The organism is Saccharothrix sp. NRRL B-16348 (assembly GCF_001280085.1).
GTDB lineage: Bacteria > Actinomycetota > Actinomycetes > Mycobacteriales > Pseudonocardiaceae > Actinosynnema.
Genome location: NZ_LGED01000262.1, coordinates 23,909 through 33,851, shown reverse-complemented (window position 1 = coordinate 33,851; position 9,943 = coordinate 23,909). Strand labels below are relative to the sequence as shown.

Below are 9,943 nucleotides of genomic sequence, written 5' to 3'. Positions count from 1 at the left end.
CACCCGCCCCTCACCACCCCCGGCCCCAATCCCCAGCCGCCGAACACCCGCCACGCGCCTCGCACGACCCGGCCGCCCCAGCGACGCGAGCCAGCGGACCAGCCAGCCGGAACCACAGCCGGAAGCCGCCGGGGACCACACAGCCCGGACCCGGGCACTCGAGCCCGCTCCACGCCGGCCCCCGGAAATCCCTCGCCATCCCGCCTGGCACCCCTGCGGCATCCCGCAGCTGTCCCAACCGGATCCCGAACCTGCACCCCCAGCCCGCAATCACCCTCCCGCACCCCCAGCCCGCAGCGCCGCCCAAGCGGCCTGGATCGGGGCGCGGGAGTGAGGAAGTAGCGGCCCGTTAGGCGACCGGCACGGCGAGGTCGGCGTCGGTGGGCATTGCGGAGCCCGTGACCGCCGCGGCGACCAGGCCCAAGCGGCGTGCGGCGTCGCGGAGGACGTCCGGTGATTGCACGAACGGCAGGCGCAGCCAGCGTTCGAAGCCGCCGTGGGCGCCGAAGCGCGAGCCCGGGGCCAGGCGGATGCCGTGGTTCTGGGCCACGACGGCGATGCGCGTGCTCACCGGGGCGTCCAGCTCGCACCACACGCTGAGGCCGCCCGCCGGCCGGCGAAAACGCCAGGTCGGGCAGTGTTCGCGCAGGCCCGCCATGAGCACGTCGCGCTGGGTCGCCAGCTGGGTCCGCCGTTCACGCAGCGCGGGTTCGGGGTCGGCCAGCAGCTCGGCCAGCACCAGCTGGTCGACCACCGCGGAGCCGAGGTCGAGGGCGGTGCGGGTGGAGATCAGGCGGTGGACCACTTCGGCCGACGCGCGGATCCAGCCGATCCTCAGGCCGCCCCAGTGCGATTTGCTGGCCGAGCCCAGGGTCACGACGAGGTCGTCCGCGAACGTCGCCAGCGGCGGGGGGCCGTCCAGTGGGTCGCCGTCCAGGTCCAGTTCGACGACGGTCTCGTCCACCACCAGCGGGGTGCGGGCGCGGCGGGCGGTGTCGGCCAGTTCGGCGCGGCCCTCGGCGTCCAGGCGGTGGGCGGTGGGGTTGTGGAAGTCCACCACGACGTACGCCATGCGCGGTGCGGCTTGGCGGAGGGCGGCGGCGATGCCGGGCAGGTCCCAGCCGGTGTCGGTCATCGCGACCGGCACCGGGATCGCGGAGACGGCCTTGATCGCGTCCAGCGCGTTCGGGTAGCTCGGCTGCTCCACCAGCACCCGGTCACCCGGACCGGTGAACAGGCGCAGGGTCAGCGCCAACGCGTGCTGCGCGCCGCTGGTCACCACGATCTGGTCCGGCGACGTCGGCAGGCCGCGCGCCGTGTACCGGTCCGCGATGCGTTTCCGCAGCTCAGGTACACCGTGCTCGTAGTAACCGTGATCCGCCAGGTGCTCCGGCAGGTACCGCCGGACCTGGTCGAACGCCGCCAGCACGCCCGGCAGCGCCGGAGGTGCGGCCCGTGCGAAGTCGACCATGCCCTGCCCCACCAGCGGGGTGTCCGGCACGACGCCCAACGTCCCCGTCGGCAGGCTGATCCACGACCCCGCCCCGCGCCGGCTCGCGACCAGCCCCTCCGACCGCAGCTGGTCCAACGCCGCGGTGATCATCGTGCGGCTCACCGGCAGCACCTCGGCCAGCTCACGTTCCGCGGGCAGCCGGGTGCCGGCGGGCAACCGGCCGTCCAGCACCAGCATCCGGATCGCCGCGGCCAGGTCCGCCGAGCCGTGACGTGCGCCACGACGGCGCCACTCGCCGAGCAATCGGGCCAGGCGGAAGCCGGATATACGTCCACCTGGTGGGACGTCGGAGTTCATAAGGCCAATTATTGCCAATTGGATCTGGAATGCAAGGCCAATCGGCACGAAGGATGGCCACATGCTCGCCGCACTCACCCAGGTCCCGGTCACCGTGTCACCCGTTCGCCGCATCCCCCAGCTGATGGTGGGGTTGTGGCTCTACGGCGCGAGCATGGCCCTGCAGATCCGCGCCGCCCTCGGCCTCGACCCGTGGGACGTGCTGCACGAGGGCCTGACCAAGATCACCGGCTTGTCGTTCGGCCTGATCACCGCCATCGTCGGCGCCGTGGTCCTGCTCTGCTGGATCCCGCTCAGGCAGAAGCCCGGCGTCGGCACGGTCAGCAACGTGGTCGTCATCGGCCTGGCGGTGGACGTCACGCTGTTCCTCCTGCCGAACCCGACGGACCTCCTGCCGCGCATCCTGTTCCTCGCCGGCGGCATCGTGCTGAACGGCCTGGCCGCCGCCGTCTACATCGGCGCCCGCCTCGGCCCCGGCCCGCGCGACGGCCTGACGACCGGTTTCTGCGCGCGGACCGGGACCTCGTTGCGCCTGGTGCGCACGGTGGTCGAGGTGGCGGTGCTCGGCATCGGCTGGCTGCTCGGCGGCACGATCGGCATCGGCACCGTGCTGTACGCCTTCGCCATCGGCCCGTTGACCCAGCTGTTCCTCCCGCTGGTCACCTGGGTGAGCGAGCGACCCGCTTCCTGACCTCCACGTAGTTCACGCCGCGCGCTTCCAGCACCTCGGCCACCAGTCCGCGTTCGGCCAGCAGCGCCAGCAGCAGGTGCTCCTGGCCGAGCGTGCTGTGGCCGAGGTCGCGTGCTTCGACGAGGCCGCGCACCAACGTCTGCTTCGCCGCCGCCGTGAACGGCAGGTGGTTGCCGAAGAACCGGCGTCGACGGCGGGGCGGCGCGCCGGCCAGCGCGCCTTCGCCGTGGCTGCGCTCGACCGACGCGACGATCTGGTCGACGTCGATGCCGAGCCGCCGCAACGCCTCGGTGTCGGCGTCGCTGAGCCCGCCCTTGCGCCGGGCGGCGGCGAACGCGTCGACCACTTCGTCACGCGCCAGGTCGAACTCGGCCAGGACGGGCGCGTCGAGCAGCGCCAACGCCAGGTGCTCGGGTCCGATCTCCGGCGCGTCGAGGCGTTCGGCCTGCACCACGGCGTCGTGGCCGGCTTGGCGGGCGGCCCTGGTGAACCGTTCCCCGATCATCGGTCTCCCCCGTGCTTCTTGTGGACGGCCTGCCGGGTGACCCCGAGTTCGGCCGCGATCTCCTGCCATGACCAGCCGCGGGCGCGGGCGTTGCGCACCTGCACGGCTTCGAGTGTTTCGAGCAGGCGGCGCAGCGCGCTCACCGCTCGCAGCCCGACCCTGGGGTCCCGATCGCCCGCCGCCGAGGCGAGCTCGGTTGCTTCCGTCATGCCGTCAACTTTGGTTGACACACGCCGGGTTGTCAACCCAGGTTGACGCACTAGGCTCGGTGACGATGCCGGAGATCACCACCGCCGAACGGGCCGGAGTGGGCCGTGACGGCCTGCCGCGCCCCACCGAGGACCGGATCGTCCGCTTGCCGAACGCCGTGGTGCTGCTGGACGGCGCGACCTCGCCGACCCCACGTGAACGGGACGGCGGCTGGCACTCCCGCCACCTGGCCGCCGAACTGACCCGCCTCGACCTCGCCGATGACCACGACCTGGCCGACTACCTCGCCCGCGCCATCGCGCGCCTAGCTGCCGAGAACGGCCTGACGCCGGGGAACTCACCGTCCAGCACGGTCGCCGTCACGCGCTGGACCGACACCGCCGTCGACGTCCTGGTGCTCGCGGACAGCCCGGTCGTGGTGTTCACCGACACGGGTGCCGAGGTCGTCGCCGACCACCGGCTGCGCGACCTGCGCGGCCAGGTCGACCGGATCACCGACTGGCGCAACCGCGAGGACGGCTGGTGGGTGGCCGAGGCGGAACCGGCCGCCGCCCACCGGGCCGTGCGGGCGAGGTGGCCGCGTGACCGGGTCCGGGCGGTGCTGATGGCGACCGACGGCGTGTCCTGCGGCGTGGACGACTACGGCTTGTTCGCGGACTGGCGGGCAGTGTTGGACATCACGTCCGAAAAAGGTCCGGAAGCCGTGCTGGACGAGATCCGCGCGGCCGAAGAGGGTGACGCGGATCGCACGAAGTGGCCGCGGCCGAAAGTGCACGACGATCAAGCGCTGGCGGTCATCCGATTCGCGGCCGGGAAATGAGAAAAGCCCCTCGCGGGAAGCGGAGGGGCTTTTTCTCGAACGTTCTGGTGGCCAGGGGCGGGGTCGAACCGCCGACCTACCGCTTTTCAGGCGGTCGCTCGTACCAACTGAGCTACCTGGCCAGGTAGCGGATCGACCAACCGGCCGAACTGCCTTGCGACCCAGACGGGACTCGAACCCGCGACCTTCGCCGTGACAGGGCGACGCGCTAACCAACTGCGCCACTGGGCCTTGCTCACTTCTTGTCTTGCCGATCGTCACCATACTGCACTTGCGGTACTACGTGCCCCCAACGGGATTCGAACCCGCGCTACCGCCTTGAAAGGGCGGGGTCCTAGGCCGCTAGACGATGGGGACCCAGTTCCTCCGGCAGCCCTTGTGGGCCACCTTCTTTCCCAGGCCCTCCACGCTGTCCGGTGGAAGCATCGTAAGCATAGGGCACGAGGGTCCACACCTCCAAAACGGGGGTGGCACACCGTGTTGACCTGCGATTCCACCCCCGTTCGCGGCGGTTCACCCGTGCGTCGGAGTCACAGCGCGCGCAGTCGGTCGGCGAACTCCGCCCGTTCGGCGTCGGTCAGCGCGGCCAGCGCGTCGTCGAACCGGTCGTCGGTCAGCTGCTCGGCCTGCCGCCACCGCGCGGCCAGGTCCGGCCGGTCCGCCACGGACGCCAGCAGGGCCTCGGCGTCCTCCGGGCGCCAGCCGGTGCGCAGGAGCCGTCCGCGACCGCCACCGGGGTCCAGGGCGACGGCCTGGGTCACACCGAGGCCGACGGCGCGCAGTGCCGCGAAGTGCAGTCCGCCGCGCAGCTCGCGCAGCACCATCAGGGCGTGGCCGAGCGCGGCCGGGGCGTCGTCGGGACGCGCGGCCTCACGCCAGCCGCGGAACAGCGGCAGCGCGGACGCCTCGGCGCCGTCGACCACCGTGAACGCGAGTTCGGCGAAGCGGGCCGGCTCGGGCGTGCCGGCGTGGTGGTTGCGGGACCAGTCCCAGCACGCGCCGAGGTAGGCGTCGATCGCGCGGTCGGCGGGGAACGCGCGGACGAGCGCCGCCTCGACCAGCCACTCGGGGAAGATGCCGATCACGGCCGCCACCACGCCGGGGGACGGGTCGCCGAGCACCGCCGTGCGGCCGCGGAAGTAGAGGGTGCGCGGCGGGAGGCCGACGGCTTCCTCGCGGGCGGCGAGTTCCGGGGACGTCATGAACAGCCCGGCGTTCCTGACCAGCGGTTCCCGGGTCAGCTGAGCGGTGGAGAGCATTTCGTAACAGTGTCACAAAACTCGGGCCGCCGGCAACACGCGGGCAGCGCGAAGTGCGCGGCTTCGGTTTCGGCGCCGCGATCAGCCGGGGTGGTGGTGTGTGTCCAGTGAAGGCGGCCCCTTCGTGGACGAGTACCGAAGGGGCCGCGACGTTCGGCGTCTACCGCTGCACGGGCGGCATGCCCCCGTCCTCGCCCGGCGACAGCCCGAGCATGTCGAGCAGCAGTCGGCAGTCCTCGGCGCTGGTCGCACCACGCGCCACCGACAGCCGAGCCCGGTGCACCTGCTCGTCCGAGATCCTCGACGGTTCACCGGTTCGCTGGGCAGGCACCCCACCGCCGCCCGGCCTGGACATCGTCTCGTCCTGGTTCCACAGGAACTGACGCACTTCTAGTGACCCGCTCATGACGCCTCCCCGACTTGAGGTTGGCGCGAGGCTAAGCGAGCCCATCGAACCACCGCAGCCCCCCGGAGAGTGATTCAGGGGCGACGGAGCGTCACTTTCCGTGTAGGCCACTTGGTGTCAAGCGTCGCGTGATGTGCTTGTCGCGAACGAGGAGGGTGCAACCCATGACCGAACCGGTACCGGGGCAGACGCCGGAACCAGCGGTGGCGGACGACGCGACCGAGACGACGACGCCGGCAGGCCGGCCCGACACCGCCGAGGCCCCTGAGGCCGCCGAGACGCCCGAAACCGAGGCCGCCGAAGCCGAGGCGGAAGGCGCCGGGGCCGCGGGAGCCGCCGGGCCGCAACCGGCGGCGGCGAACCCGCAGGAGCTGTTCGGCAGCCTGTCGCTGTCGGCGATCGAGGCGGACATCGACCGGCTGATGAGCGACAAGATGAGCCAGCTCGACGGGATGCTCGCGGGGCTGGAGGACCTGGTGCAGCGGCTCGAGGGCGAGATCACCAACCTCGAACCGCCGCCGGACGATTCCGATACCCCCAAGGGGTAGTCCGCCAGGCGCGGCCAACGGGCGAAAACGGGCGGTGCACAGGGTTCGAGCCATCGACTACCTGAAGATTTCGGTCCAACCCACTCCCCAGGCCCACGTGCGCGTGCAACAATCCGAATTGCTGACACACCCCCGGTCAGCGCCTGTGGAGATCCCCTCCGGCCCCCGCGTTCCTCCCCCTGGCGCGGGGGCCTCTCCATGCACACATCTGTGACCCAGACCACACTGTGGCCGGTTCCGCAATCCAACCGTTATCGTGTCGCCGTGCCTCTTGGATCCCTTGGACGGTCGAAGTCAGGCCGGCATCGCCCGCCCGCGCCTGAACAGGAAGAAGCCGTGCCCGCCGACGACGAGCTGGAGTCGTACCTGGCCGCGCTCGCCCCGGAGACGGCCGACGCGGAGACGACGGCCGGCACGAGCTTCGGCAACGCGCAGGTCTACCAGCTCCGGCTCCAGCTGATGGCGAACGAGCAGCTGAAGGAACTGGCCGCCGAGCGGCAGACGTCACCCCAGGCGCTGGCCACCGAGTGGGTCATGCAGCGGCTGGAGTGGGAAGCCCGCCAGCGCGGCTACTAGCCACCGGTTCACCGCAGGCTTTTCACCGCCCCGGCACCCGAATGCCGGGCCCGAACGCGAACAGGCCCCCGACCATCCCGGTCGGGGGCCTGCGCCGTTGCTGCTGAAGACGTGACGTGGAAACGATCTGCCGCGATCAGACTTTGCGCACGTTCTGGGCCTGCGGACCCTTGGTGCCCTGGCCGATCTCGAACTCGACCCGCTGGTTCTCCTCCAGGGTGCGGAATCCCTGGCCCTGGATCTCCGAGTAGTGCACGAAGACGTCCGGCCCGCCGTTCTCCTGGGCGATGAAGCCGAAGCCCTTCTCGGAGTTGAACCACTTGACAGTGCCCAGTGCCATGTACCTGCCTCCATCGCAGGAAAGCTTGGGGCTGCACCGTGCAGCCCCGGCCGTCCCGGGGCGTTTCCCCCACCGCTCAGGGTGGGGACGGCACGCCCGCGTGTCGTTCCGCGAGCGTGAGACACGAACACAGAAACCACGGCCTGCGTGGCTGAGCGTATCGGTTGGTGACGTCGAGCACTACCACCCCGAAGTCATTAGTCCACCGGACAGCTACTTCTCGGTCACCTTGGGTGGTTCCGGGAGCGCGACATCGGCCTGACCGATGTTGCGCTCCAGCGCGGAACGCCACTCGCCGGAGCCGACCATCTTCTCGATGGCCGCGCTGACGTCCGAGCGGCCCTTGGTGTCGGCCTTGGCCAGGCCGATGCCGTACCGCTCGGTGGTGAACGGCTTGCCGACCAGCTTGAGCAGCTCGGGGTTCTCCGCGACGTACCCGGCGAGGATCACCTCGTCGGTGGTGACCGCGTCGACGTTGGCGGCGAGCAGGGCGATGACGCAGTCGGAGTACTGGCCGTACTCGACCAGCTGCACGTCCTGGGCGAACTGCTCCTTCACCTTCTGCGCGGACGTCGAGCCGGCGACCGAGCACAGCTTCTTGCCGTTCAACGTCTCCGGGCCGTCGATCTCCTCCTCGGTGAAGCGGACGAGCACGCCCTGGCCGGTCTCGAAGTACGGGCCGGCGAACGACACCTGCTCCTTGCGCTTGTCGGTGATCGAGTAGGTGGCGACGACGAAGTCCACCTCGCCGTTCTCGATCAGCCTCTCGCGGTCGGCCGAGCGCGCTTCGCGCCACGTGATGCCGGATTCGTCGACGCCGAGCTGCGCGGCCACGTACTTGGCCACGTCCACGTCGAAGCCGACGTACTTGCCGTCGAGCCTGCGCTGGCCCAGGCCCGGCTGGTCGAACCGGATGCCGATGGTCAGCTCGCCGTCGTCGGCCTTGCCGGCCAGGGTGTCGTCGCTCGCGCCGCCGCACGCGGCGATCAAGGAGAGGGCCGTGACCAGGGCGGTCGCGGGCAGGAGTCGTCGGAACAGCATGAGGTGCGAACCTCTCGGGGTGCTCGGGGACGCGGGCGCGGATCGACGCGCCGGACGTTGGCCATGCTAAGCAAACCGAGCGGTCCTCTTGATGCGATAAAGGTCGCAGTGGTCCACGCCACTGGGCCGTTCGGAGCAATCCGCGCTGTGAGTCCGGCGACTGCCGGCTAGGACGGGAGCAGCGCGCGCCGCGGCGCAACCCGCAGGCCAAGTCGCCGTATCGCCTTGTTCACGTGACCGTCGGGCACGCCCCAGCGGATCGGCGCGGGCACCAGCAGCGCGGCGGCCCGGACGGCGCGCAGCAGGGCGGTGGCGGCGGGTTCGGGGTACGGGCGGTGGCCGTGCAGGGCGACGGCCCACTCGGGCAGCACGGAGTACGCGAGGTGGCCGAGCAGTGGCTCGTAGGCGTCCAGGCTGAGGCGCAGCACGCCGTCGACGGGCGGGCGGTGCAGGAACCGGTAGACGACTTCGGAGTCGGGGGTGCGCTTCAGCTCGGGCAGCACGGCGGCGAAGTAGGCCGTCATCTCCTCGGCGCTGCCGGGCACCTCGTCCTCGTGCAGGCCGACCAGGGCGGCGGTGCGGCGTTGCTCGGCGTAGTAGCGGTCGGCCTGGGCGTCGGTGAGGCGGTAGCCGGCGCGGCGCAGGACGGTGAGGAAGCAGTGCACCTCGGCGCAGTGCACCCAGAGCAGCAGTTCGGGGTCGTCGATGCGGAAGCTCCGGCCGGCGTCGTCCTTGGCGCGCAGGGTGCGGTGGACGCCCCGGACGCGTGCGGCGGCCCGTTCGACCTCCGCGGTGGAGCCGTAGCTGACCGTGCCGACGAAGTCCGCGGTCCGCATCAGGCGGCCGAGCGGGTCCCGCTGGAAGTCGGAGTTCTGCACCACGGCCGCGACCGCGCGCGGGTGCAGCGCTTGCAGGTAGAGGCTCGCGATGCCGGCGACCCACATCGCCGGGTCGGCGTGCAGCTGCCAGGTGACGGTTCCCGGCCCGAGCAACCCGACGTCCACCACCCGATCGTGTCATGCCGTTCGGCTGCCGTCACCCCTTCCGACCTGCCGGAACGGGCTGGGGCGTAACGCCTTCAGCCGCGTGGACGATTCCACGTGACACCGTGGAGCCTGGAGCGGGTGCTGGGATGAGCAGTGGCAGGAGTGTCGCCTTCGCCGGCGTGGCGCTGTTACTGGCGACCGGCGCGCTCGTGACGCTGGCGCTCACCGTGACCGAGCCGCGGCCGGTCGACGTGCGGCAGGTGCACCTCAGCCCGGTGGAGCCCGGCGTGCTCAGCGCCACCTACACGACCACGCTGGAGATCGCGCGGCCGACGACGGCGCCCGTGGCCGTGCCGCCGCCGGAGCAGCGGCCGGTGCCGCCGATCACGACGACGACCACCGTCGTGCCCGTGACGACGACCGAGCCGCCTGCGTCGTCCAGCCCGGTGAGCACGACGTCCACCAAGCCGTCGTGGGGCGACAACTGCGACCACTCGTACGTGACCGACGGGCCGTGCGTGCCGTGGCGGTTCCCGCGCGGGGTGTGGCGGCTGTGCGAGTGGCTGCACGACCAGGGCATCACGCGCATCGAGGTGGTCGGCTGGGACCGGCACTACCTGGACAAGGACCGGGACGGCATCGCCTGCGAACGTGCCGACTGACGGCTCCCGCGCCGACCTGAGCGTTGAACTCACACGTTCTGAACGTAGGACACGCGTGTTCTGAACGTAGGACTCTCGCGACCTGAACG

The 9,943-nt window shown here is 71.2% G+C and carries 13 protein-coding genes and 3 tRNA genes; 5 read left to right on the top strand and 11 right to left on the bottom strand.

Going from position 1 to position 9,943, the window contains the following annotated elements; translation table 11 throughout:
• Positions 1-349 precede the first annotated feature (349 nt).
• A complete protein-coding gene (yczR, locus tag ADK67_RS43715) occupies positions 350-1,810 on the bottom strand; it encodes a MocR-like transcription factor YczR (RefSeq protein WP_053722504.1) in 1,461 nt (486 codons plus the stop codon).
• A 61-nt stretch (positions 1,811-1,871) separates the two neighbouring features.
• Between yczR and yczE the strand changes: the two genes are divergently transcribed.
• Positions 1,872-2,501 (top strand): membrane protein YczE, encoded by a 630-nt coding sequence (gene yczE, locus ADK67_RS51870; RefSeq protein WP_053722503.1) that lies wholly within the window; start codon positions 1,872-1,874, stop codon positions 2,499-2,501.
• Here yczE and ADK67_RS43705 read toward each other — a convergent pair.
• Together ADK67_RS43705 and ADK67_RS43700 are read right to left on the bottom strand one after the other, a co-directional pair.
• A complete protein-coding gene (locus ADK67_RS43705; protein WP_053722502.1) occupies positions 2,470-3,006 on the bottom strand; it encodes a Clp protease N-terminal domain-containing protein in 537 nt (178 codons plus the stop codon). The two genes, yczE and ADK67_RS43705, sit on opposite strands and share 32 nt — an antisense overlap.
• Entirely contained in the window at positions 3,003-3,215 is a 213-nt protein-coding gene (locus tag ADK67_RS43700) for a hypothetical protein (RefSeq protein WP_053722501.1), read from the bottom strand. Before ADK67_RS43700 ends, ADK67_RS43705 begins: the two co-directional genes overlap by 4 nt.
• 65 nt (positions 3,216-3,280) lie before the next feature.
• Here ADK67_RS43700 and ADK67_RS43695 point away from each other — a divergent pair, with 65 nt between their 5' ends.
• On the top strand, positions 3,281-4,036 hold the full coding sequence (locus ADK67_RS43695; protein ID WP_053722510.1) for a protein phosphatase 2C domain-containing protein: 756 nt from the start codon (positions 3,281-3,283) through the stop codon (positions 4,034-4,036).
• 45 nt (positions 4,037-4,081) lie between these two features.
• Here ADK67_RS43695 and ADK67_RS43690 read toward each other — a convergent pair.
• The 5 genes from ADK67_RS43690 to ADK67_RS43670 all read right to left on the bottom strand — a co-directional run bounded on the left by ADK67_RS43690 (position 4,082) and on the right by ADK67_RS43670 (position 5,701).
• Positions 4,082-4,158: transfer RNA gene (locus tag ADK67_RS43690), tRNA-Phe, on the bottom strand.
• 35 nt (positions 4,159-4,193) lie between these two features.
• Positions 4,194-4,267, bottom strand: a tRNA-Asp gene (locus ADK67_RS43685).
• 53 nt (positions 4,268-4,320) lie between these two features.
• Positions 4,321-4,393 (bottom strand) — tRNA-Glu (locus ADK67_RS43680).
• A gap of 173 nt (positions 4,394-4,566) precedes the next feature.
• On the bottom strand, positions 4,567-5,295 hold the full coding sequence (locus ADK67_RS43675) for an SCO6745 family protein (protein ID WP_053722500.1): 729 nt from the start codon (positions 5,293-5,295) through the stop codon (positions 4,567-4,569).
• Positions 5,296-5,455: 160 nt separating this feature from the next.
• Positions 5,456-5,701: a hypothetical protein gene (locus ADK67_RS43670; protein WP_053722499.1), complete on the bottom strand. Its 246-nt coding sequence runs from the start codon at positions 5,699-5,701 to the stop codon at positions 5,456-5,458.
• A 164-nt stretch (positions 5,702-5,865) separates the two neighbouring features.
• On the opposite strand from ADK67_RS43670, the gene ADK67_RS43665 reads away from it, so the two are divergent.
• Both ADK67_RS43665 and ADK67_RS43660 read left to right on the top strand, forming a co-directional pair.
• Positions 5,866-6,249 (top strand): hypothetical protein, encoded by a 384-nt coding sequence (locus ADK67_RS43665; protein ID WP_053722498.1) that lies wholly within the window; start codon positions 5,866-5,868, stop codon positions 6,247-6,249.
• Between the two features lie 336 nt (positions 6,250-6,585).
• Positions 6,586-6,825 carry a hypothetical protein gene (locus tag ADK67_RS43660; RefSeq protein ID WP_231648658.1) on the top strand — a complete coding sequence of 80 codons (240 nt, stop codon included), beginning with the start codon at positions 6,586-6,588 and terminating at the stop codon, positions 6,823-6,825.
• A gap of 136 nt (positions 6,826-6,961) precedes the next feature.
• Here ADK67_RS43660 and ADK67_RS43655 read toward each other — a convergent pair whose 3' ends face one another.
• The 3 genes from ADK67_RS43655 to ADK67_RS43645 form a co-directional block, all read right to left on the bottom strand.
• Positions 6,962-7,165: a cold-shock protein gene (locus tag ADK67_RS43655; protein ID WP_015105489.1), complete on the bottom strand. Its 204-nt coding sequence runs from the start codon at positions 7,163-7,165 to the stop codon at positions 6,962-6,964.
• 213 nt (positions 7,166-7,378) lie between these two features.
• Positions 7,379-8,206, bottom strand: a complete 828-nt coding sequence (locus ADK67_RS43650) for a glutamate ABC transporter substrate-binding protein (protein WP_053722496.1) — start codon at positions 8,204-8,206, stop codon at positions 7,379-7,381.
• Between the two features lie 167 nt (positions 8,207-8,373).
• Positions 8,374-9,210, bottom strand: a complete 837-nt coding sequence (locus ADK67_RS43645; protein ID WP_157621569.1) for an oxygenase MpaB family protein — start codon at positions 9,208-9,210, stop codon at positions 8,374-8,376.
• A gap of 128 nt (positions 9,211-9,338) precedes the next feature.
• Here ADK67_RS43645 and ADK67_RS43640 point away from each other — a divergent pair, with 128 nt between their 5' ends.
• Positions 9,339-9,854, top strand: a complete 516-nt coding sequence (locus tag ADK67_RS43640) for an excalibur calcium-binding domain-containing protein (protein WP_157621568.1) — start codon at positions 9,339-9,341, stop codon at positions 9,852-9,854.
• Positions 9,855-9,943: the final 89 nt, after the last annotated feature.